The organism is Streptomyces scabiei 87.22 (genome assembly GCF_000091305.1).
Classification (GTDB): domain Bacteria; phylum Actinomycetota; class Actinomycetes; order Streptomycetales; family Streptomycetaceae; genus Streptomyces; species Streptomyces scabiei.
In genome coordinates, this window is record NC_013929.1 from 4,301,136 (window position 1) to 4,322,699 (window position 21,564).

The 21,564-nt window shown below is 71.3% G+C and carries 27 protein-coding genes; 15 read left to right on the top strand and 12 right to left on the bottom strand.

Annotated elements, in window-relative coordinates; all coding sequences use genetic code 11:
• Positions 1-287: 287 nt before the first annotated feature.
• Positions 288-491 carry a cold-shock protein gene (locus tag SCAB_RS18140; protein ID WP_007490911.1) on the top strand — a complete coding sequence of 68 codons (204 nt, stop codon included), beginning with the start codon at positions 288-290 and terminating at the stop codon, positions 489-491.
• Positions 492-604: 113 nt separating this feature from the next.
• Here SCAB_RS18140 and SCAB_RS18145 read toward each other — a convergent pair whose 3' ends face one another.
• Positions 605-1,114, bottom strand: coding sequence for a DUF4115 domain-containing protein (locus tag SCAB_RS18145; protein WP_037723063.1), 510 nt, complete (start codon positions 1,112-1,114; stop codon positions 605-607).
• A 159-nt stretch (positions 1,115-1,273) separates the two neighbouring features.
• On the opposite strand from SCAB_RS18145, the gene SCAB_RS18150 reads away from it, so the two are divergent.
• A complete protein-coding gene (locus SCAB_RS18150; protein ID WP_041669345.1) occupies positions 1,274-1,783 on the top strand; it encodes a GNAT family N-acetyltransferase in 510 nt (169 codons plus the stop codon).
• Here SCAB_RS18150 and SCAB_RS18155 read toward each other — a convergent pair.
• Positions 1,767-2,000, bottom strand: coding sequence for a hypothetical protein (locus tag SCAB_RS18155; protein WP_013001531.1), 234 nt, complete (start codon positions 1,998-2,000; stop codon positions 1,767-1,769). The two genes, SCAB_RS18150 and SCAB_RS18155, sit on opposite strands and share 17 nt — an antisense overlap.
• A gap of 401 nt (positions 2,001-2,401) precedes the next feature.
• Between SCAB_RS18155 and SCAB_RS18160 the strand changes: the two genes are divergently transcribed.
• Complete coding sequence (locus tag SCAB_RS18160; protein ID WP_013001532.1) at positions 2,402-2,893, top strand: hypothetical protein; 492 nt, start codon at positions 2,402-2,404, stop codon at positions 2,891-2,893.
• Between the two features lie 33 nt (positions 2,894-2,926).
• On the opposite strand, the gene SCAB_RS18165 is transcribed toward SCAB_RS18160, so the two are convergent.
• Complete coding sequence (locus tag SCAB_RS18165; RefSeq protein ID WP_013001533.1) at positions 2,927-4,885, bottom strand: AMP-dependent synthetase/ligase; 1,959 nt, start codon at positions 4,883-4,885, stop codon at positions 2,927-2,929.
• Positions 4,886-5,179: 294 nt separating this feature from the next.
• Here SCAB_RS18165 and SCAB_RS18170 point away from each other — a divergent pair, with 294 nt between their 5' ends.
• Together SCAB_RS18170 and SCAB_RS18175 are read left to right on the top strand one after the other, a co-directional pair.
• Positions 5,180-6,196 (top strand): MaoC/PaaZ C-terminal domain-containing protein, encoded by a 1,017-nt coding sequence (locus SCAB_RS18170; protein WP_013001534.1) that lies wholly within the window; start codon positions 5,180-5,182, stop codon positions 6,194-6,196.
• Between the two features lie 259 nt (positions 6,197-6,455).
• The gene (locus SCAB_RS18175; RefSeq protein WP_013001535.1) at positions 6,456-7,754 is read left to right on the top strand and encodes a DUF6716 putative glycosyltransferase; all 1,299 of its coding nucleotides are present in this window, start codon (positions 6,456-6,458) and stop codon (positions 7,752-7,754) included.
• Between the two features lie 106 nt (positions 7,755-7,860).
• On the opposite strand, the gene SCAB_RS18180 is transcribed toward SCAB_RS18175, so the two are convergent.
• The 6 genes from SCAB_RS18180 to SCAB_RS18205 form a co-directional block, all read right to left on the bottom strand.
• Positions 7,861-8,520: a TetR/AcrR family transcriptional regulator gene (locus SCAB_RS18180; protein WP_037723058.1), complete on the bottom strand. Its 660-nt coding sequence runs from the start codon at positions 8,518-8,520 to the stop codon at positions 7,861-7,863.
• A 37-nt stretch (positions 8,521-8,557) separates the two neighbouring features.
• Positions 8,558-8,953, bottom strand: coding sequence for a DUF4229 domain-containing protein (locus tag SCAB_RS18185; protein WP_013001537.1), 396 nt, complete (start codon positions 8,951-8,953; stop codon positions 8,558-8,560).
• A gap of 113 nt (positions 8,954-9,066) precedes the next feature.
• Positions 9,067-9,591 (bottom strand): GNAT family N-acetyltransferase, encoded by a 525-nt coding sequence (locus SCAB_RS18190; RefSeq protein WP_037723056.1) that lies wholly within the window; start codon positions 9,589-9,591, stop codon positions 9,067-9,069.
• Positions 9,592-9,783: 192 nt separating this feature from the next.
• Complete coding sequence (mqnE, locus tag SCAB_RS18195; RefSeq protein WP_013001539.1) at positions 9,784-10,947, bottom strand: aminofutalosine synthase MqnE; 1,164 nt, start codon at positions 10,945-10,947, stop codon at positions 9,784-9,786.
• A 62-nt stretch (positions 10,948-11,009) separates the two neighbouring features.
• Complete coding sequence (locus SCAB_RS18200; RefSeq protein WP_013001540.1) at positions 11,010-11,468, bottom strand: Lrp/AsnC family transcriptional regulator; 459 nt, start codon at positions 11,466-11,468, stop codon at positions 11,010-11,012.
• Positions 11,469-11,598: 130 nt separating this feature from the next.
• On the bottom strand, positions 11,599-12,297 hold the full coding sequence (locus SCAB_RS18205) for a UbiX family flavin prenyltransferase (RefSeq protein ID WP_013001541.1): 699 nt from the start codon (positions 12,295-12,297) through the stop codon (positions 11,599-11,601).
• Positions 12,298-12,393: 96 nt separating this feature from the next.
• On the opposite strand from SCAB_RS18205, the gene SCAB_RS18210 reads away from it, so the two are divergent.
• Positions 12,394-13,017: a rhomboid family intramembrane serine protease gene (locus tag SCAB_RS18210; protein ID WP_049875734.1), complete on the top strand. Its 624-nt coding sequence runs from the start codon at positions 12,394-12,396 to the stop codon at positions 13,015-13,017.
• Here SCAB_RS18210 and SCAB_RS18215 read toward each other — a convergent pair.
• The 3 genes from SCAB_RS18215 to SCAB_RS18225 are packed head-to-tail and all read right to left on the bottom strand — an operon-like array spanning position 13,007 to position 15,981.
• Entirely contained in the window at positions 13,007-13,579 is a 573-nt protein-coding gene (locus tag SCAB_RS18215; RefSeq protein ID WP_013001543.1) for a Uma2 family endonuclease, read from the bottom strand. The genes SCAB_RS18210 and SCAB_RS18215 overlap by 11 nt on opposite strands.
• A gap of 45 nt (positions 13,580-13,624) precedes the next feature.
• Positions 13,625-14,527: a menaquinone biosynthesis prenyltransferase MqnP gene (mqnP, locus tag SCAB_RS18220; protein WP_013001544.1), complete on the bottom strand. Its 903-nt coding sequence runs from the start codon at positions 14,525-14,527 to the stop codon at positions 13,625-13,627.
• Positions 14,524-15,981, bottom strand: coding sequence for a menaquinone biosynthesis decarboxylase (locus SCAB_RS18225; RefSeq protein ID WP_013001545.1), 1,458 nt, complete (start codon positions 15,979-15,981; stop codon positions 14,524-14,526). Before SCAB_RS18225 ends, mqnP begins: the two co-directional genes overlap by 4 nt.
• Positions 15,982-16,075: 94 nt before the next feature.
• Between SCAB_RS18225 and SCAB_RS18230 the strand changes: the two genes are divergently transcribed.
• The 9 genes from SCAB_RS18230 (at position 16,076) to gvpJ (ending at position 21,562) form a co-directional block, all read left to right on the top strand.
• On the top strand, positions 16,076-16,483 hold the full coding sequence (locus SCAB_RS18230; RefSeq protein WP_037723052.1) for a PLD nuclease N-terminal domain-containing protein: 408 nt from the start codon (positions 16,076-16,078) through the stop codon (positions 16,481-16,483).
• A 48-nt stretch (positions 16,484-16,531) separates the two neighbouring features.
• The gene (locus SCAB_RS18235) at positions 16,532-17,254 is read left to right on the top strand and encodes a MerR family transcriptional regulator (protein ID WP_013001547.1); all 723 of its coding nucleotides are present in this window, start codon (positions 16,532-16,534) and stop codon (positions 17,252-17,254) included.
• A gap of 60 nt (positions 17,255-17,314) precedes the next feature.
• Positions 17,315-17,641: a gas vesicle protein GvpO gene (locus tag SCAB_RS18240; RefSeq protein ID WP_247192253.1), complete on the top strand. Its 327-nt coding sequence runs from the start codon at positions 17,315-17,317 to the stop codon at positions 17,639-17,641.
• 121 nt (positions 17,642-17,762) lie between these two features.
• Positions 17,763-18,215 carry a gas vesicle structural protein GvpA gene (locus tag SCAB_RS18245; protein WP_013001549.1) on the top strand — a complete coding sequence of 151 codons (453 nt, stop codon included), beginning with the start codon at positions 17,763-17,765 and terminating at the stop codon, positions 18,213-18,215.
• An 8-nt stretch (positions 18,216-18,223) separates the two neighbouring features.
• Positions 18,224-18,937, top strand: coding sequence for a GvpL/GvpF family gas vesicle protein (locus SCAB_RS18250; protein ID WP_173402890.1), 714 nt, complete (start codon positions 18,224-18,226; stop codon positions 18,935-18,937).
• A 55-nt stretch (positions 18,938-18,992) separates the two neighbouring features.
• Entirely contained in the window at positions 18,993-19,229 is a 237-nt protein-coding gene (locus SCAB_RS18255) for a gas vesicle protein GvpG (RefSeq protein ID WP_247192254.1), read from the top strand.
• Positions 19,226-19,921, top strand: a complete 696-nt coding sequence (locus tag SCAB_RS18260) for a hypothetical protein (protein ID WP_013001552.1) — start codon at positions 19,226-19,228, stop codon at positions 19,919-19,921. The genes SCAB_RS18255 and SCAB_RS18260 overlap by 4 nt, the downstream gene beginning before the upstream one ends.
• A complete protein-coding gene (locus tag SCAB_RS18265) occupies positions 19,914-21,041 on the top strand; it encodes an SRPBCC family protein (protein ID WP_013001553.1) in 1,128 nt (375 codons plus the stop codon). The genes SCAB_RS18260 and SCAB_RS18265 overlap by 8 nt, the downstream gene beginning before the upstream one ends.
• Complete coding sequence (gvpJ, locus tag SCAB_RS18270) at positions 21,038-21,562, top strand: gas vesicle protein GvpJ (RefSeq protein WP_013001554.1); 525 nt, start codon at positions 21,038-21,040, stop codon at positions 21,560-21,562. Before SCAB_RS18265 ends, gvpJ begins: the two co-directional genes overlap by 4 nt.
• Positions 21,563-21,564 lie beyond the last annotated feature (2 nt).

Consider the following 21,564-nt stretch of genomic DNA (forward strand, 5'->3'; position numbering starts at 1 on the left):
CGGCGGCGTGTCGTCGGCGGGGCCGGTGAGGCGGAAGAGGCGATGCGTCAACCCCCGAGTCGGGCCGATCAAACATCCGGGTGACGTGATCTTGCCCTCTATTGCATTCCCCTGCCCGCGTGCTAGGCTCGCCGCAAGTTGCAGTTTGGTTTCCCTTGCAGTACAGAGCCTGCGGAGCATGTAACCGCGGGCTCTCGTCTTTTCAGACGTATGCAGTTGTGCGGCATCTTGTTTTCACACTTGCAGGGTTCTGGAGCAGGGCAACCCTTTGGGCCCAAGGAGGGCTTATGGCTACCGGAACCGTGAAGTGGTTCAACGCCGAAAAGGGCTTTGGCTTCATCGCCCAGGAGGGTGGCGGCCCGGACGTTTTCGTCCACTACTCCGCCATCAACGCGAACGGCTTCCGTTCGCTGGAGGAGAACCAGCAGGTCTCCTTCGACGTGACGCAGGGCCCGAAGGGCCCGCAGGCGGAGAACGTCACGCCCGTCTGATCGAGGGATGCCCCTCTGACGACGTCTGATTGCAGTACCCAAGGAGCCCCTTGCCTTTCGGCGAAGGGGCTCCTGCCTTTTCCCGGTGCCGGGGCTTTCGGGGGCGCGGAGAGTCAGTCGTCCTTCGTATAGGTCAGTCGGGTGACCTTGCCGGAGGCGAAGTCCCCGTCGATCTTCTTCCCGTTGACCACGAGGCGGAGGGCGCTCGCCTCGCCGAGGACCAGATCGATCGACTCCTCGGCGGAGAAGGTCTTGGCCTCCCCCCGCCGGAGCAGTCCCTCGTAGAGCAGCTCGCCGGCCGCGTCCTTCGCCGAGACCCAGCTCCCGCCGTCCTCGGCGGTGACACGGACCGTGACGTCGTTCGCCCCGTCCCGCGCGCCGCCCGAGGACCCGTCGGCCGCCGAGGAGGCGGGCCCGTGGCCCGGGGACGCACCGGTCGTCCCGTCCCGGTTGGCCACGTACACCCCGGCGGCGACGAGCACGCCCACGATGAGCAGGGCGACGACGGCCGCGACCGGCCCGCGCGGACGCGGAGGACGATCCGTCCCCCCGCCTCCCGTACCGGGCCCGCGTTCGCCCGTGGGGGCGCCACCACGCCCCGGCAGATCCGTCCCCGACTCCACTGCTGTCAGCCTCCCCCGGAGTGACACCGCGCCCTTTATGACGGCACGGGACGTGGGGGCGTTCCCGAACGGGGCCGGGGAATCAACTCGCCCCGGGAGTCAGGGCGAGGGCTCGCGAACCGCCTTCCTCGCCGGCCGGGCCGGCCGTAGCCTTCCCGCATGATCGATCAAGGCTTGGTGGACGGGGTGGGGCGGCGGATCGCCCTGCACGAGGTCGACGACGAGAACTGGCGGGCCGTCGCGGACATCGCTCCCCTGGACGGCCAGCGGCGGTACGTTCCGGCGCTGGCCGCTCGGTATCTCCTGCTGTCCCTTCGCGAGGGCGTGTGGCACTCGCTCGCGGTCCGCGCCGACGACACCGTGGTGGGGCACGTCATGTGGGGGCGGGACGAGGACGGCTCGTACTGGGTCGGCGGGATGCTGATCGACGGTGCCGAGCAGGGCAGGGGGGTCGGGCGGGCGGTGGCGCGGACCCTGCTGCGCCGGCTGGCGGACCGTCCGGACTGTACGGTCCTGCGCCTGTCGTACCGCCCGGAGAACACCGCCGCCGAGCGCCTGTACACCTCGCTGGGGTTCGTGCCGGTGCCCTCCGGTGAGGGGGACGCGGACGACGAGGTGGTCGCCGAGCTGTCCGCGACGTCGGTCGGCCGGGTCAGCGGCGCTCCTTGATGTGTGTGCCCGCGAAGAGCACGGCGGTGGCGCAGGCGACCGTCCCGGCGAGGACGACCAGCTCTCCGTCGTCGCCGGGCGGGAACAGTGGCAGGTCCCAGCCGAGCAGTCGCACCCCTACCCCCACGTAGATCCACCCGGTCACGCCGAGCGCGGCGAACGCCAGGGCGACCTTGCCGTTGGCGGAGGTGGGCAGGGAACGGATGCCGTCCAGCACCCGTCGTGCGTCCTGGGCTCCGGCCTCCGGCAGCAGCTGACGCCGGTGGAGGCCGAGGAACAGGACGGCGGCGGCGTAGACCGCCCAGCCGACGGAGGGACAGGTGGTCCGCGAAGGGGTCCCCGTCGCCCGGCTCTCCGAAGGTCCGGACCGCCGACCAGCCCCAGAGCGCGGCGGCCAGGAGCAGGGCGGCAGCCGAGAGCCGGCCCCACGTCGAGGACAACAGCTGCCTCATGCGTCTTCGTTCCATGTGACCGCACGGTATCGGCTGCGTCCCGGCGTGCGACAGGCCGTTGACCTGGGCATGCGTCAGGCCGTACAACCTCCCCCTGCCGAGACGACTCTCTCAGGGAGGGTCGGCATCGGCCGAGTGGTCGGAACGGATCGGAACGGGGTGGGTCGTGGGGTCGCTGAAGAGACGGGGCGTGCTGCTGGGCTGGGGAGGGCTGGTCGTCGTGCTCGGGGTCGGGGCGGTCGTGTGGGGGAACTGGTTCCGGGCGCCGTACTCGCTCGCCTCCTCCCCCCGCGTCGACGTCACCGTGCGGGCCGAGACGTCGAGGTACCCCGATGTCCGGGAGACCGCCGAGGACGTCGACACCGTCGTGCGGGCGTACGTGCAGCGGCTCAGGGCCGGTGATGTGGAGGGGCTGACGGAGCTGGCCGGGCCCGCGTACGAGGAGCCCCGGGGCGCCGCCCGCGACCAGGTCCGGGAGTTCGGCGAGGGCGCCCGCGGGCACGTCGACGTCATGGTGGAGGAGGGGGTCGTGGACTACTTCAATCCCGTCCGGCTCACCTACGACAGGACCGGCCAGAAGCAGGAGCTGCTGCTGGTGAGGGACGACGGGCACTGGTGGGTCGGGCTGGGGGAGGGTGATCCGGCCGCCGGGATGTAGGTCCGTTCCGCGGGCGTCGGCCCCCGGCGCGGACTACTTCTCGTACAACCCCTCGATCTCGTCCGCGAAGGAGCGCTCCACGACCTCCCGGCGCAGCTTCATCGACGGGGTGAGGTGGCCCTCCTCCTCCGTGAAGCCGCCGGGGACGATCGTGAACCTGCGGATGGACTCGGGGCGCGAGACGAGGCGGTTGGCCTCGTCCACCGCGCGCTGCAGGACGGCGCGCAGGTCCGGGTCGGTGGCGAGGCGGTCGAGGGGGAGGTCCTGCTTGGCGTTCATCAGGGCCCAGTGGGTGATGCCCTCGGGGTCCAGCGTGAGCAGGGCGGTGACGTAGGGGCGGCGGTCGCCGATGACCATGGCGTGGGCGATCAGGGGGTGGGAGCGGAGCCAGTTCTCCAGCGGGGCCGGCGCCACGTTCTTGCCGCTGTCGGTGACGAGGATCTCCTTCTTGCGGCCGGTGATCGTGAGGTACCCCTCGTCGTCGAGCCGCCCGATGTCCCCGGTGGCGAACCAGCCGTCGGGGCCGGCGGGGACGACTCCGCCGGCCTGGGGGTCCCAGTAGCCGCGGAAGATCTGGCCGCCGTGCAGGAGGATCTCGCCGTCGGCGGCTATCCGCACGCGCGTGCCGGGGAGGGGACGGCCGACCGTGCCCAGGCGGGGCAGGTTGGGCGGGGTGACCGTCACGGCCGCCGTCGTCTCCGTCATGCCGTAGCCCTCGAAGACGTCGATGCCCGCGCCGGCGTAGAAGGCGGCCAGGCGGCGCCCGAGGGGGCTGCCTCCGCAGATGACGTAACGGACCCTGCCGCCCAGCGCCTTGCGGATGCGGCGGTAGACCAGGGGGTCGTAGAAGGTGCGGGCCGTTCTGAGGAAGGCGGAGGGGCCGGGGCCGGTGCCGTGCTGCTCGGCCTCCAGGGCCTCGCCGTAACGGCGGGCCACGGCGGCGGCCCTGTCGTACGAGGAGGCGCGGCCCATGCGTTCGGCGGAGGCGCGGGCCGTGTTGAAGACCTTCTCCAGGACGTAGGGGATGACCAGGAGGAAGGTCGGGCGGAAGGACTTGAGGTCGGCGAGGAGGTCCTCGGTGCGGAAGCTCGGCGAGTGGCCGAGGCGCACCCGCGCCCGCATACAGCCGATCGCCACCATGCGGCCGAACACATGGGCGAGGGGGAGGAAGAGGAGGGTGGACGCCTCCTCGTCCGTCTTCGCGCGGAAGATCGGGTAGAGGAGGTCGATCGCGTTGTCGACCTCGGCGCAGAAGTTGCCGTGGGTGAGGGCGCAGCCCTTGGGGCGGCCGGTCGTGCCCGAGGTGTAGATGAGGGTCGCGAGGGTGTCGGGGCCCAGCACCCCGCGCCGTACGGCGACTTCCTGGTCGGACACGTCCCGGCCCAGCTCGGCCAGCCGGCCCAGGTGGCCCTTGTCGAAGACCCACATGTGGCGCAGGTCGGGGATGCGGTCCAGTTCGGGGCCGAGGGCGGCGGCCTGGCCCGCCGTCTCCACGGCCAGCGCGACCGCGCCCGAGTCCTGGAGGATCCAGCGGGTCTGGAAGACGGAGGAGGTCGGGTAGACGGGGACCGTCACCAGACCCGCCGCCCAGGCCGCGAAGTCCAGCAGCGTCCACTCGTACGTCGTCCGCGCCATGATCGCGATGCGGTCGCCCGGCATCAGGCCCTCGGCGATCAGGCCCTTCGCGAGCGCCAGCACCTCGGCGGCGAACTCGGCCGCCGTCACGTCCCGCCACTCGCCGTCGCCCGCGTCGGCGTCCCGCTCCCGGTCCGGGCTCCCGTCGGCGTTTCCGTCCGCCGGCCCGCCGCCGCGCTTGCGGCTGAGGACGACCGAGTCGGGTGCGTGGGTCGCGTTGTCGAACGGGATGTCCGCGAGGGAGCCGTAGGCCGCCGACTCGGCGAGCGCGGGTACGTACGCCTCCCGCACGGTGCCGTCCAGCCGCTTCAACTCGGGCTCCACCGGCGCGGGTTCGGTGTGTTCGAGGCTGGACACGGGCGGCTCCTGGGCGTTCGTTGTGCCCGGATCGTACGGGGTTGGTGTGTGAGGTGCGTGTGAGTGTAGCGATGGTCCGGAGGCGGAACGGGGCCGGGGATGTGCAGTGTCGCAGACCGCCGGTGCGCGGTACATGCGCAGGTCAAGGGGGTGCCAAGTTACCTGAGGGTCGTTCATGTCCACCGGGCCCGGAGAGACCCACTCAGCCCTTACCTCGGGTAACCTGACTCGTGAGTAAGAAGCGGGTCCGGCGCGGGGAGTGGAAGCCCGGCGCGAGGAAGGGGAGACCGTCCGATGCAGCCGACGCACGTCCTCGCCGCCCCACCGGCCCTCGGCCCTGCGCTGGCCAGGGGCGCCCTCCGCTCGCCGCGCAAGAGCCGGGGGCTCGCGGGCGCGGACTCCCCGGACGTGCCCGCCGGCGGATTCCCGCGGCTCGTCCTGCCCGGCGTCCGGATCGACCTCGCCCGGCTCGCCGCGTACGAGCGCGTCTGCGGGTTCCCCACCGGGGAGGACGCCCTCCCGCTGACGTATCCGCACGTCCTCGGCTTTCCGCTGGCCATGCGCATCATGTCCGGCCGCTCCTTCCCTCTCCCCCTCCTCGGACTCGTGCACACGTCGATCGAGATCACCCGCCGCCGACGGCTGCCCGCCCACGGGGAGTACGAGATCACCGTGTACGTCGACGGGCTGACACCCCACCGCCGGGGCACCGAGGCGACGGTGGTGACCGAGGTGCGCGACGGCAGCGAGGAGGAGGGCGGCTTCGGGGTGGGGGTGGGAGTCTCCTGGGAGTCCCGGAGCACCTATCTCGCCCGGCACGGACGCAGGGACGGGAAGGCGCCCGGGAACGTGAGCGGGCCGGCCGGAGAGGGTGGGGCCGGGCGGGTGCCGGGCGACCCGGACCGGGCGGAGGCCGTTCGTGGGGGTGGGCCGGAGGGGGAGCCGGTGCTGCCCGGGGTGGTCGAGTGGCGGTGGGGCGGGGATGTGGGGCGGCGGTACGGGGCGGTGTCCGGGGACCGCAATCCGATCCACCTGCATCCGCTCGGTGCCCGCCTGTTCGGGTTCCCCCGGGCCATCGCGCACGGCATGTGGACCGTGGCCCGCTGCCTCGCCGAGCACGGCACACCCCCGGCGACCCGGGTCCGCGCGGAGTTCCGGGCCCCGGTGTCCCTGCCGGGCACGGTGACGTACGCGGCCGACGGACAGACCTGGGGCGGCTTCGAGCTGCGCGGCGACGCCGCGGCGCCGGGCGGACAGGGGGTCCGGCCGCGGGTCCATGTGAGCGGCCGTGTGTACCCGCTCGTTGTCTGAGCACACGTGAACATCGCTCGAACTCTTCTTGACGCGGAGGCGACGCGGATCGGCGCTCTCGTTCGTCAACTGCCCCGCAAACCGGGGCAGTTACGGCGCCCGGCCCGGCGGACGCACCGCTTCCGCATCAGCCGGGCCCGCATTCCGCGGGAAATCGCTCATCCGACGCTCAGGATTTCTTCTTAATCTCTCCGCACCGCGCGAACATGCCGAACCGGGGCGCGCGCCGGACGATTCACGCCAGGAAGGGCCCTGAGCCATGCCTCCCAGACGCATCGCCGTTCTCGCCGACTCCGACACCCGCTGGAAGTGGGGCGCGTCCGTGGCTCGGCAGCTCGCGCCCGGGCACGCGCTCGACGCGTACTTCCTGAGCGGCCGGTCGACCCCGACCGAGCGGCAGCTCGCCGAGATCGGGATCGTGCCGGACACCCGGCGGGAGGTGTCCGCCGCCGAGCTGGTCGGCGACGAGGAGCTGGCCGCCGCCGACGTCGTCGTGATGGCGCTGCTGGGCGGCACGGTCCTCACGCTGACGCACAGCCTGGGGCTCGCGTGGGACGGGCGGGAGCGGCGGCCCGTCACCGTCACCGGGTACGTCGGTGTCGTCTACGAGAAGATGGTCGACGGCCTGCTGACCCGCGCCGGCAGCGATCTCGTCCTCGCCAACTCGGCCTACGACGCGGCCCGCTTCCGGAAGGCGTTCACGAGTGTGGGCGTCGACCCGGACACGGTCGTGGAGTGCGCGCTGCCGTTCCTGGGGGGCGACCCGTACCTGCCGTCGGCCGCCGTCGAGCGGCCGTTCACGCTGACCTTCGCCGTGCAGCCGTCCGTGCCGAAGGGCAGGGCGGCGCGGCTGGCGCTCCTCGAACGGGCGGCCGCGCACGCCCGTCTGCATCCCGGCCGGGAGGTGCTGATCAAGCTGCGCAGCATGCCGGGGGAGGCGACCACGCACGTCGAGGCCGACCCGTACCAGCTCCTCGTCGAGGAGCTGGCCGACACCGTGCCGCCCAACCTGCGGCTCGTCTACGGCAACATGGGCGAGGTCCTGGACCGTACGGATCTACTGGTGACGGTCAGCTCCACGGCCGCGCTGGAGTCGATGCACCGGGGCATCCCCACCGCGATCCTCACCGACTTCGGTGTCCGGGAGGCGCACGGCAACCACTACTTCCTCCACTCCGGCTGCCTGGCCTCCTGGGACGACATCGACGCGGGGGCGCTGCCGCAGCCCGACCCGGCCTGGTCGGGGGCGCAGGGCATCGGCAAGTCCGAGCCGTACGCCGCCGCGCGCGCCCGCATCGACGCGCTGCGCGCCGGTGCCGTTCTGCCGCCGCTGCGGCCCTACTACACGCCCCAGCGCGCGGGGCTCTACCTGGGCGACCTCCTCGTCCGGCACGGCCTGGACGAGCAGGGGCGGCCCCTGCCGGGGACGTTCGCCGCGGGTGACGCGGGGCGGGTCAAGGCCGTGGTCCGGCGGGTGGCCCGCAGCGGGGCGAAGTCGCTGTACCGGGTGGGGCGGCAGCGGGTGGCACCCACGCTGCGGAAGTGGGGGGCGGCGTAGGAGGTCGCTGTTCGAGGGCCGGAAAGCACGGGGCGCAGCCCCTGCTTTTCAGGGGCGCGGGGAACTTCGCGAGAAGCCCCACCGGACCCGCGGCCGACGAAGGTCGCTACTCCCCCGGCTCCCCCTCGGGCGGCGGAGCCCAGGGGCGGCCTTCCATGAGGTCGCCCAGGCCCGCCCACGCGAAGTTCATCAGGGTCGCGGCGGCCTGCCGGGCGGTGATGCCGGGGGTCGCGTTGGCCCAGGCCGCCAGGGCTTCGGCGGCGCCCACGAGGCCCTCGGCGAGGCCCGCCACCTCCCGCTCGGGCAGCGAGGGATCACGCCGGGCCTCCCGGGCCGCGACCAGGATCAGCCCGGTCACGAACGCCACCATGTCCTCCCGCATCGCCGCCACTTCGGCGGCGAACGGCTCCCCGTGCGTACGCGCCTGCAGATGCAGCACGGCCCAGGCGTCCGGGTTGCGGGCGGTGTGCGTGAAGAACGCGCGCAGCCCTTCCCACAGTTGACGGTCGGCGGGCAGCTCGGGATCGACGCCGGCGCGTACGGCGGTGGTGAGCGCCGTGACCTCGCGGCGGATGCAGGCGGTGAAGAGGTCTTCCTTGGAGTTCAGGTACAGATACACCAACGGCTTGGACACGCCCGCCAGTTCGGCGATCTCGTCCATCGACGCGGCCCGGTAGCCGCGCTGCCCGAAAGTCCGCACCGCCGCGTCCAGCATCTGCTGTTCGCGTACCGCGCGGGGCATCCGTTTGCTCTTCACAGCACCCATGCGGGCAAGCGTACGGTTCCGGCGGCGGGGAGGGACTCTACGAAGCCTGGCCCGACGTGGGCTCTGCGGTCTTGGCGGGCTCGGCCGCTTCGGTGCCGTCCACGCCGTCGCCCGCCGTCGCCTTCTCGGCCGCCACCGGCGTCCGCGCCTCGTCGTCGGCCTCGTCCTCCTGGTTGCGGTTGGCCGCCAGGTTGGACTTGACGCGGTCGATGGAGCGGTCGAGGCGCGGGGCGATCCGCTCGGAGGCCCGGTCGCGCTCCTTGCGCAGGGCGACGAAGCTGATCGGCGCGGAGACGAGCAGGGCGAGGATGATCATCCACATGCCGTTGGAGGAGCCGAGGCCGCGCGGCGCGACGCCGGAATAGACGAGGCCCCAGACGACCACGAAGCAGCCCGCGAAGATACCGAGGCGCATCAGTGTGTAGCGGAGCATCTCAATCCACTCTTCCGTTTCCGTTCCGGACGCCGCCGAGGGGCGCGTCTGCCGAAGGGCGCCTTCCAGTGAAGCACGGTCGGCGTGCGATCTTGCACGGGGGTTGCCGGGCCTCAGGTCAGGGGCAGGAGCATCGTGATGTCGTCACGGTGGTCCCCGGGGGCGACGCGGATGGCGCCGGGGACCCGGCCGACCTCCTTGTAGCCGCAGGAGGCGTAGAAGTGCTCCAGGCCGTGGCCGCCCCGGCAGCCGAGGCGGATGGCGTCTATCCCGTCGAAGCCGCGGGCCGCGGACTCGGCCGCCGTCATGAGGGCGCGGCCGTGGCCCCTGCCCTGGTGGGCGGGGTGGACCATCACCGTGTAGAGCCAGACCCAGTGGGTCATCAGGCGGTGGGTGTTGAAGGCGAAGAACGCGGTGGCGGCGGGGGTGCCGTGCTCGTCGAGGCCGACGAGGAGGCGGTGTCTGCCGTCCGCCATGGCGGTGAGGTGCTTGAGGAGTTCCGGGCGGATGTCCTGCGGGGTGACCGGGGGGACGAAGCCCACGGCTCCGCCGGCGTTGGAGACGTCCGACCAGAGGGTGAGGATGTGCTCGTGGAGGGTGGGGGTGAGGGGTGGGTCCAGGTGGAACGTAAGGGGCATGAGGTGACCGTAGTCATTACGTGCGGCTGGCCTCAAGAGGGATTTCGCCCCCGCCGCCCCTACCCGTCCCATCCTTGAGGGGCTGCGCCCCTCGCCCCCACACGTCCGCCCGGTGGGGCTTCTCGCGCAGTTCCCCGCGCCCCTGAAAAGCAGGGGCTGCGCCCCGTGCTTTTCAGGCTCGCCTGCGGCCTCTCAGACCCGCATCGGCTGCGGGGACTCCCTGCGGGCCGGGTCCGGGCCGTCGTACTCGCGGATGATCTCGTACCTCGTGTTGCGTTCCACCGGGCGGAAGCCCGCGTCGCGGATGAGGTCCAGCAGGTCCTCGCGGGTCAGCTTGTTCGGCGTGCCGTAGTTGTCCGCGTCGTGGGTGATCTTGTACTCGACGACCGAGCCGTCCATGTCGTCGGCACCGTGCTGCAGCGCCAGCTGGGCCGTCTGGACGCCGTGCATGACCCAGAAGACCTTGACGTGCGGGACGTTGTCGAACAGCAGCCGTGACACCGCGAAGGTCTTCAGCGCCTCCGCGCCGGTCGCCATCTGCGTGCGGGCCTGGAGGCGGTTGCGGACCTTGCCGTCCTGCATGTCGACGAAGTCGTGCTGGTAGCGCAGGGGGATGAAGACCTGGAAACCGCCGGTCTCGTCCTGCAGTTCACGCAGGCGCAGCACGTGGTCCACCCGGTGGCGCGGCTCCTCGATGTGGCCGTAGAGCATGGTGCAGGGGGTCTTGAGCCCCTTCTCGTGCGCCAGGCGGTGGATCCGCGACCAGTCCTCCCAGTGGGTGCGGTGGTCGACGATGTGCTGCCGGACCTCCCAGTCGAAGATCTCCGCGCCGCCGCCCGTCAGCGACTCCAGGCCCGCGTCGATCAGCTCGTCGAGGATCTCCGAGGCGGTGAGGCCGCTGATCGTCTCGAAGTGGTGGATCTCGGTGGCCGTGAAGGCCTTCAGCGAGACGTTCGGGAGGGCGGCCTTCAGCTCCTTGAGGGAGCGCGGGTAGTAGCGCCACGGCAGGTTCGGGTGCAGCCCGTTGACGATGTGCAGCTCGGTGAGGTTCTCGCCCTCCATCGCCTTGGCGAGCTTCACCGCCTCCTCGATGCGCATCGTGTACGCGTCCTTCTCCCCCGGCTTGCGCTGGAAGGAGCAGTACGCGCACGAGGCCGTGCACACGTTGGTCATGTTCAGGTGGCGGTTGACGTTGAAGTGGACGACGTCACCGTTCTTCCGCGTCCGCACCTCGTGCGCCAGACCGCCCAGCCAGGCCAGGTCGTCCGACTCGTACAGCGCGATGCCGTCCTCGCGGGTCAGCCGCTCGCCGGAGCGGACCTTCTCCTCCAGCTCACGCTTGAGCCCGACGTCCATGCCCACACCTTTCACCGACCGACCGTTGGACCGACTTGCCGCTCAACCCTACGTGCACCGCCCTACTGCTCCTCCTCCGGCAGCTCACCGACCCGGTTCTCCCACTTCGTGGAGAGCACGATCGTCGTACGGGTCCGGGAGACGCCCTTCGTGCCGGAGAGCCGGCGGATGGTCTTCTCCAGGCCGTCCACGTCGGGGGCGCGCACCTTGAGCATGAAGGAGTCGTCGCCCGCGATGAACCAGCAGTCCTCGATCTCGGCCAGGTCCCGCAGGCGTGTCGCCACGTCCTCGTGGTCGGCGGCGTCGGAGAGGGAGATGCCGATGAGCGCGGTCACGCCTAGGCCGAGGGAGGCCGCGTCGACGGTGGCGCGATAGCCGGTGATGACCCCGGCCGCCTCCAGCCGGTTGATGCGGTCGGTGACACTGGGTCCCGACAGACCGACGAGGCGTCCCAGCTCCGCGTAGGAGGCCCGGCCGTTCTCCCTCAGGGCCTGGATGAGCTGCCTGTCCACCGCGTCCATGCGATCGGTTGCCTTCCGCTGAAGAGTTGCGTCTGAAGAGTTGCGTGGTGAGTGATGCGTGCAGTGGTGTGCGAGTGATGCGTGCGGCCGTACGGGTCGTGCGTCGCGGGGGGATGAGCGTGCGGGGCGCTCAGGTGGTCGTGTGCGCGGGGCGCGCGCCGCCCACCTCGCCCTCCCAGCGCCGGTACAGGGTGTGGGGGACGCCCGCCGCGTCCAGCACCCGTCCGGCGACGAAGTCCACCAGGTCCTGGATGTGCGTGGCTCCCGCGTAGAAGGCCGGGGACGCGGGCAGTACGGTCGCGCCCGCCTCGTCCAGGGTCACCAGGTGCCGCAGGGTCTGGCCGTTGAGCGGGGTCTCGCGTACGGCGACCACCAGGCGGCGGCCCTCCTTGAGCGTCACGCTCGCCGCCCGCTGCAGCAGGTCCTTGGAGAGCCCCAGGGCCACGCCCGCGACGCACGCGGTCGACGCGGGCACGACCAGCATCCCCTTGACGGGGTACGAGCCCGAGGACGGTCCGGCGGCCAGGTCCCCGGCGCTCCAGTGCCGCACGCGCTCGTCGTCGAGGTGCACGGCGAACGTGCCGGGCTTGCCGTCGGCGCCCCGGGCCAGCCATTCCCGCAGGTCCTCGCGCCAGTGGGCGTCCCGGAAGGAGATACCCGTCTCGTCGAGCAGGGTGAGCCGTGAGGCCCGGGACACCACGAGGTCGACGCTCTCGCCGGCGGCGAGGAGCGCGCGCAGCACGGCCGCGGCGTATGGGGTGCCGGATGCGCCGGACACCCCTACGATCCAAGGCGTACGCGGCGTCTTCCCTGGCTTGACTGGGTTCACGACCCCGAGCCTATCCGGCGCCGCGGGGCGGGAACCGGTCAAGGGGGCATGACCGTTTTCCCGGAGGGACGAGTCGAGTCGAGACGGGGGTCGGACATGGCGGGTGGAGTGCGCGGGGCACTGAGTCCCGAGCGGGAGTGGTCGCACGGGGACCGGGCGAGGGCCGCGGCCAAACTGATGGTGGGCTGGGTGGCGCTGCTGTGGCTGCTCGAAGTGATCGACGTGGCGACGGGTCACGCGCTGGACGACTTCGGGATCGTCCCCCGTTCGGTGCCCGAGCTGGCGGATGTCGTGCCCGCCTCGTTCATCCACTTCGGCTTCGGCCATGTCGCGGCGAACAGCGTGCCGCTGCTGGTGCTGGGGTTCCTCTCGGCGCTCGGGGGTCTGCGGCGCTTCGCCGCCGTCTGCGCGCTGATCATCGTCGCGGACGGGCTGGGCGTCTGGCTCGTGTCCCCCGACAACACGAACACGGCCGGTGCCTCCGGCGTCGTCTTCGGGCTCTTCGGCTTCCTCGTCGTCACCGGCTTCGTCGAGCGCCGGCTGCTGGGGGTCGCGGTGGGTGTCCTGGTCGCGGCCGTCTGGGGCGGCGCGATCTTCGCGGGCATAGCCCCGAACGAGACCGGCATCAGCTGGCAGGGTCATCTGATCGGGCTGGTGGCGGGGGTGGTGGCGGCGTTCGTCTTCCGACGCCGCGAACCCCGCACGGCGCTCACCGCGTAGGGCGCGCCTTCGGGTCCACGGGGAGCCGGCCGGTGGCGATGGTGAGCTTGCCCAGGGGGGTGTCGAGGGTCAGGTCAGGGCCGTAGGGAATGGTGTCGCGGCCCCGGTAGCCGTCAGGGCCGGGGTTCCACATCGTGACGGCGTGGCCCTGGAGCGGGTCCAGGATCACGTAGTGGGTGACGCCCAGGGCGGCATACCGGCGGGGCTTGATCTCGTAGTCACGGCGAATGCTTTCCGGCGACACCACTTCGGCCACGAACTCGATCAGGTCGGCGGGATACGAGCTGCGGTTCTCCGCCTCCGCCTCCGCCGGGATGACCGCGATGTCCGGGCAGAACTCGTTGGCGTCGTCGAACGGGAACGCCACGTCGCTGACCAGTGCCCAGGTCGGCGGAAGCTGATCCTCCAGGTCCCTTGACACCCTCAGGATCGTCTTCCCGTGGAACGGCCTGACCGGGTTCATCACGATGCTGCCCTCGACAATCTCCGTCAGATAGCCGGGGAACATGTCCTCCAGCCTGCTGAGCTGCGAGTGCAGGCGGTCAATGCCCGAGACGGTCACGCTGGCCTCCCTGGGGTCCTGCCCTCGATGGTAGGCCGCACCATTTCAGAAGGTCAGACCCCGAACCAGAAGATCCAGCAGCGCACACACGAACAGGGCAATGCCGATGAACCCGTTGACCGAGAAGAACGCCCGGTTCAGACGGGACAGGTCGTGCGGACGCACGATCGTGTGCTCGTACACGAACGCGCCCGCCACGATCGCCAGCCCCAGCCACAGGAACGCGCCCGCGTCGGTGAGGACCGCGTACCAGGCGAACAGGGCCGTCGTCAGGACGTGACAGACCCGCGCCGCCCAGACCGCCGCCGGGACGCCGAAGCGGGCCGGCACCGACAGCACGCCGGACTCGCGGTCGGAGTCGATGTCCTGGCAGGCGTAGATGAGGTCGAAGCCGCCGATCCAGATGCCGACCGCCAGGCCGAGGACGACCGCCTCCCACGACCACTCCCCCGTGACGGCGAGCCAGCCGCCGACGGGCCCCATGGCCTGGGCGAGACCGAGGATGGCCTGGGGGTAGTTCGTGAAGCGTTTGCCGTACGGGTAGACCACCATCGGGATCACCGCGACGGGCGCCAGCGCGAGGCAGAGCGGGTTCAGCAGCGCCGCCGAGCCGAGGAAGATCACGACCGCGATCAGCGCGCCGGTCCACGCGTGCTTGACCGACATCGCGCCGGTCACCAGTTCACGGTGGGCCGTACGCGGGTTACGGGCGTCGATCTCCCGGTCGATGATCCGGTTGACCGCCATCGCGAAGGTGCGCAGGCCCACCATGCAGACGGTGACCAGGAGCAGCCGTACCCAGTGGACGTTGCCGTCCAGCCGGAACATGGCGGTGAGCGCGGCGATGTACGCGAAGGGCAGCGCGAAGATCGAGTGCTCGATCATCACCAGGCGCAGGAACGCCTTGGTGCGGCCCGGCTGCGGGATCGCGGCGGAGGCGCTGGTCACAGGCCGTACTCCTTCCAGCGGCGGTCGACGAGCGCCGCCGTGGCCGGGTCGGACTCGACCATGTCGGGCCAGCCCCCGTCCCGCGTGTAGCCCTCCTCGATCCACTTCTTCGTCGCGTCGATGCCCGCCTTGCCGCCCCAGAACTGCTGGTAGGAGGCGTGGTCCAGATGGTCCACCGGGCCCTCGACGATCGAGAGGTCGCGGGCGTAGTCCGTGTTGCCCAGCGCCCGCCAGGCGACCTCGTGGAGGTCGTGGACGTCGCAGTCGGAGTCGACGACGACGATCAGTTTGGTCAGGGACATCATGTGGGCGCCCCAGATCGCGTGCATGACCTTCTGCGCGTGCTTGGGGTACTTCTTGTCGATCGAGATGATCGCGCAGTTGTGGAAGCCGCCCGCCTCGGGGAGGTGGTAGTCCACGATGTCCGGGACGATGATCTTCAGCAGGGGCAGGAAGAAGCGTTCCGTCGCCCGTCCCAGCGGTCCGTCCTCGGTCGGCGGGCGGCCCACGACGATCGACTGCAGCAGCGGCCGCTTCCGCATCGTCACGCAGTCGATCTTCAGTGCGGGGAACGGTTCCTGCGGGGTGTAGAAGCCGGTGTGGTCGCCGAACGGGCCCTCGGGGAGCATCTCGCCGGGCTCCAGCCAGCCCTCGATCACGACCTCCGCCTGCGCCGGCACCTGCAGCGGCACGGTCTTGCAGTCGACCATCTCGATCCGCTTGCCCGAGACGAACCCGGCGAACAGGTACTCGTCGATGTCCCCGGGGAGCGGGGCCGTGGAGGCGTACGTCACGGCGGGCGGGCAGCCGAAGGCGATGGCGACCGGCAGCCGTTCGCCCCTCTTCGCCGCCACCTGGTAGTGGTTGCGGCTGTCCTTGTGGATCTGCCAGTGCATGCCGATGGTGCGCTTGTCGTGGCGCTGGAGGCGGTAGAGGCCGAGGTTGCGGACGCCGGTCTCGGGGTGCTTGGTGTGGGTGAGGCCGAGGTTGAAGAAGGAGCCGCCGTCCTTGGGCCAGGTGAAGAGGGCGGGGAGCAGGTCCAGGTCCACGTCCTCGCCCTGGAGGACCACCTCCTGCACGGGCGCGCTGTCGGCCTTCACCTTCTTCGGCGGGACGTGCGTCATCGCGCCGAGCTTCCCGAACGCCTCGCGCACCCCGACGAAGCCCTGCGGCAGCTCGGGCTTGAGCAGACCGCCGATCTTCTCGCTGATCTCGCCGTACGACTTCAGGCCGAGGGCCTTCAGCAGGCGGCGGTCGGTGCCGAAGACGTTCATCGCGAGGGGCATCGAGGAGCCCTTCACGTTCTCGAACAGCAGGGCGGGGCCGCCGGCCTTGTTGACCCGGTCGACGATCTCCCCGACCTCCAGGTAGGGGTCGACTTCGGCCTTGATGCGCTTGAGATCGCCCTCGCGCTCCAGTGCGCGGAGCAGGGAGCGAAGATCGTCGTAAGCCATGCGGTCAAGTATCCCCGAGGGGCTACCCTGACCCCGTCACGGGGCCCCGAGCACTGCCCCGATGTCACCACCACCGCTTCCAGGGGGCCGTTCCATGCTCAGGGTGTTGATGTACCTCGTGCCGCTGGCGCTGACGATCTACGCCTTCATCGACTGCCTCAACACCCCCGAGGACGAGGCGAAGCACCTGCCGAAGATCGCCTGGGTCTTCATCATCCTGCTGTTCTGGATCGTCGGCCCCATCGCCTGGCTCGTCGCCGGAAAGCTGCGGGGTGGCCCCGGCGGCGGACGCACGCCCTCCGAGTGGCACCGCAACCATCGCACCGAGTACGTCGCCCCCGACGACAACCCCGAGTTCCTGAAGTCCCTCGCCGAGGACAACAAGAAGGACGAGTCCCTCCTCAAGAGCTGGGAGGCCGACCTCCGCCGCCGCGAGGAGGAGTTGAGGCGCCAGGAGCAGGAGAAGGGCGAGCAGCGGGACAAGAAGGACAGCGAGGACTGACGTCCGGGGAGGAGGACGGCGAGGACCGGCGTACGCCGAGGAAGCCCCGTGCCGCACCGGCAGCACCCGCCCCGCCTGCGCCCCGTCGACCTCGCGCGCCTGTCCGGCGTCTCCACCCAGCAGATCCGCAACTACGAGGCGGCCGGGGTGCTCCCGCCGGTCCCGCGCACGGAGTCGGGGTACCGGGTCTTCGGGGACGCGCACCGGCGGGCCCTGCTGACGTACCGGGCCCTGTCGAAGGGGTACGGGGCGGTGGCGGCCACCCGGATCATGCGGACCGTGCACGAGGGGGACGTGCCGGGGGCGCTGGCGCTGGTGGACGAGGCGCACGCGGCGCTGCACACGGAGCGGGTGGCGCTGCGGGCGACCACTGAGGCGCTGCGGACGCTGGCCGGGGAGCCGCCCGAGGACGACGTCCCCGGCACCGACCTGCTGATCGGGGAGGTCGCGGCCCTGCTCGGGGTCCGCACCTCGACGCTCCGCGTCTGGGAGGCCGCCGGTCTCCTCGCGCCCCGCCGCGAGCGCGGCACCGGCTACCGCCACTACGCCCCCGACGAGGTGCGCGACGCCCGCTTCATCCTCGCCCTGCGCCGCAGCCACTACCTCCTGGACCAGATCCGCCCCGTCCTGGAGGACCTCCGCGACGAGGGCGGCACCGAGGCGCTGCGGACCGCGGTCACGACCCGTCACACCGCCCTGACCGCCCGTACGGCGGCCATGCTGGAGGGGGCGGGCCACCTGCACACGTACCTGACCCACACCGATACCTGAGAAATTCACATATGCCGCTTAAAAGGGCGATGATGGGTATACGGACAAGAGGTGACAGTGATGAACGGTCGGGAGTCGGAGAAGCGCCGTTCCTCGTCGCGGCAGTCGGAGTCCGCCGAGGACCGCGTCTCCGCGCCCGAGGCCATGCGGAACGCGATCGAGCAGCTCGCCGAGCTGCTGGGCCGCGCTCCCGAGTCCGTTTCCGCGCTGAAGCCGACCGAGGAGGGCTGGGAGGCCCAGGTCGAGGTCCTGGAACTGGAGCGCGTCCCGCAGACGACCAGTGTGATGGCCGCCTACCGGGTCGCCCTGGATCCCGCGGGCAAGCTGCTGGCGTACGAGCGCGGCCGGCGGTACACGCGCGCACAGGTCGACCGGGGTTCCCGCTGAGCCGCCGAGGTCGCGGCCACCGCTGACCCGCCTCGCGGATCCCGGTGGCCCCCGACACGGTCGCGCCCCGAAAGCCCTCCGGCGTACGGCTTCCCGTACCGGAAGGGAAGAGATCGTGACTGTGGTGCCGCAGAGCGAGGGCGGCGCCGGTGCCGCCCGTGGCGGTGGCTCCGGGAACCTCTACGACGTGCTGGAACTGGTCCTCGACCGGGGCCTGGTCATCGATGCGTTCGTGCGGGTGTCCCTGGTGGGCATCGAGATCCTGAAGATCGACGCCCGGGTCGTGGTGGCCAGCGTCGACACCTACCTGCGCTTCGCCGAGGCGTGCAACCGGCTGGACCTGGAATCGGGACGCAAGGCCCCCTCCCAGCTGACGGACATCGTCGGGAACACCGTCGAGTCGGGCGCCAAGGGCAAGAGCAAAGGGGCGCTCACGGGCGCTGTCGAGGCCGTCACCGACTCGCTCCACAAGGGGCGCGGGGACGACGACGACCGCGAGTCCGGCCGCGAGAGGCAGCGCGTGCGCTCCGAGCGCGGCGCGAGCCGCCGTTCCTCCCGAGAGCGTGAGGAGTGAGCGAGCCGATGTCGGTGTACGTCTACGCCATCACCAAGCAGGCGCATCCGCTGGGCCTGGACGACGTCAGGGGCGTCGGCGAGGACCCCGCCGAGCTGCGGGCCGTCAGCAGCGCCGGTCTGAGCGCCGTCGTCAGCGAGGCCCCCGAGGTGCTCTCGGTCAGCCGCCGGGACGTGGAGGCCCATCACGAGGTCCAGGAACAGCTCCGGTCCGACGGCACCATCCTCCCGCTGAGCTTCGGGTTCGTCGCCGAGGACGAGTCCGCCGTCGAGGCGCTGCTCCAGGAGCGGGCCGAGACCTACTCCCGGCGCCTGGACGAACTCACGGGGTGCGCGGAGTTCAACGTCAAGGGCGTGGCGGACGAGGACACCCTCCTGCGCGCCATCCTGACGGAGTCCGCGCAGGCCCGTGAGCTGAACGAGAGGATCCGCGAGGGCGGCGGTACGTACGACGACCGCCTCGCCCTCGGTGAACTCGTGGCCGCGGAGGTGCAGGCCCGGCAGCAGGCGCTGGGTGAGGAGGCCCTGGCCGCGCTGCGGCCGTACGCCCGCGCCGAGCAGCTCTCGCCGCCGTCCCAGCAGTACTTCGTGAGCGCCTCCTTCCTGGTGGACGAGGAGCGGTCCGAGGAGTTCGCCGAGGCCGGCGGCGAGCTGGCCGAGGCGCTGGGTGAAGGCGCGGAGCTGCGGCTGCGCGGACCGCTGCCGCCGTACAGCTTCGTCTGACGTGCGTGTTCCCTGAGGAGGCGCTGTGGTGGGACTGGTCGGAACCATTCTGACCTTGCCGTTCGCTCCCGTGCGGGGCGTCGGATGGGTGGTCGACAAGGTGCGGCAGGCCGCAGAGGACGAGTACTACGACCCGGCTCCCGTCCAGGAGGAGCTGGTGCGGCTGGAGCGCGCGCGGGGCGAGGGGCAGGTCGGCGAGGAGGAGTTCGCGCGACGCGAGGAGGAGTTGCTGCACCGGCTGGAGGAGATCAGCGCCTACCGGCTCCAGCAGCAGAGAGAGGCACAGTCATGAACAACGCCACGATCGGCGCCGCCGTCCTCGGCGGGTACCTGCTGGGGCGGACGAAGAAGGCCAAACTCGCCCTCGGCCTGGGGGCGCTGCTGGCCGGCTCCCAGGTCAGACCCGGACAGCTGGGCAAGGCGATCGACGCCCCGTTCCTCGGCGACCTCACCCGGCAGATCCGCACCGAACTGACGGGCGCGGGCAAGGCCGCGGCGACCTCCGTGCTGTCGTCGAAGGCCGACAGCCTGGCCGGATCCCTGCACGAACGCACCGCGGGCCTGCGGGAACGGGCCGAGGGGAACGACGCGCAGGACGAGGCGGAGACGGACACCGACCCGGATGCCGACACCGACGACGAGGCCGACACCGACGACGAGGCCGAAGACGGCAGCGACGAGGAGCAGGACGACGGACAGGAAGACGCACAGGCCGACGCGGAGGACGAGGAGGGCGCCGGGGACGAGAACGGCGGGGAGGACGAGAAGGCCGCGGAGGGCCGGAAGCGGCCGGCCAAGCGGTCCGGCGGCGGCACCCGGTCCGGCGGCGGCACCACCGCCCGCAGGAGCGGCGGACGTTCGACGACCCCGCGCGGCGGGTCCACGACCCGCAAGAGCGCACCGCGCGCGACGAAGAAGACCGCCGCCGCGAGCCGCTCCAAGAGCGGCAGCGGCTCACGGTCGAGGAGGCAGGACGATGGCTGAGGGCAGAACGGCGAAAGGCGGCTCGGCTGGTACCGGCACCCTCAGCAGGAAGGACGAGGAAGCCGGCGGGAACGGGCACGCGAACGGCAACGCGGGCACGAGCCGGCTGAAGGAGGAGCTGGAGGACTACATCCAGGCCCGGCTCTCGGTGATGCTCCAGGGCGTGGGCCACGGCCTCGGCACGGGCGCGCGCAAGCTGGGCGACATGAGCGCGGGAGCGGTGAGGACGACCGCCTCCCATGCCAAGGACGCGTTGGTCGACAAGGCGAAGGGTGTCACGGACAGGGCGAAGGACACCGTCGGCGAGAAGGCCGGGGAGGTCACCGACAAGGCGGGGAGCGTCACCGAGAAGGCCAAGGAGGCCCTCTCCAAGGGTGGCCACGGCAAGGATCCCTCGGGCGGCAGCGGCAAGGGGCACACCATCATCGAGGACATCGACGTGGGCGTTCCGGTGCGTGAGGCGTACGACCAGTGGACGCAGTTCGAGGAGTTCCAGCGGTTCGCCAAGGGTGTGGTAGGCGTCGAGCAGAAGGACGAGGTCGCCACGCAGTGGCACGTCAAGGTCGCCAAGTCGAACCGGCACTGGCACGCCACCATCACGGAGCAGGTACCCGACGAACGCATCGCCTGGACCTCCGAGGGCGACAAGGCCACCACCCGGGGCGTCGTCACGTTCCACCCCCTCGGGGACAACCTCACCAAGGTGCTGCTCGTCCTGGAGTACTTCCCCAAGGGACTCTTCGAGAAGACGGGCGGACTCTTCCGGGCCCAGGGCCGCCGTGCCCGCCTCGACCTCAAGCTGTACCGCACGTTCGTGATGATGCGCGGCGAGGCCACCGGCGGCTGGCGCGGCGAGATCCGCGACGGAGAGGTCCAGGAGCAGGAGGAGGACGAGGACGGGAACGACGCGCAGGACCGGTACGACGAGGACGACGAGGACCGGTACGACGACGAGGAACCCCGGGCGGAGGACGAGGACGAGGAAGGCGAGTGGGAGGACGACGACGAGGCCGCGGACGACTACGAGGACGAGGAGCCGGGCGGGGACGAGGAGGCTGACGACGAGGAGGACGAGGACGACGAACCGGTGAGGTCGAGGAGGAGGTCGAGCGAGCCGTGACCCCGTCCGACTCCCCCGTTCCCTCGCCGACGCGGAGCCCGTACCCGTACGGCGGCGGTCAGGGCTCCAGCGCGAACCTCGCCGACATTCTCGAACGCGTGCTCGACAAGGGCATCGTGATCGTCGGGGACATCAAGATCAACCTGCTCGACATCGAGCTGCTCACCATCAAGCTGCGCCTCCTCGTGGCCTCCGTCGACAAGGCCAAGGAGATCGGCATCGACTGGTGGGAGCACGATCCCGCCCTGTCCTCCCGCGCGTCCCGTTCCGACGGCCGGCGCTCGCTCGCCGACGAGAACGAGCGCCTGCGCGCCGAGGTGCGGGAGCTGCGCGAACGTGTCGAGGCGCCGCCGGAGCTGCCCGCGCGGAAGCCGCGACCGGCCGGATCGGCCGAGCGCCGCGCCACGGGCCGCAAGGCGAGCCAGGCGAGCCGCACCGAGAGCCGCCCGGCCGAACCCCCGCGCAAGCGGCGCAGGCCGGTGCGCGAGGAGGCCGACGACACCGACGAGGAGCGGTCCTGAGC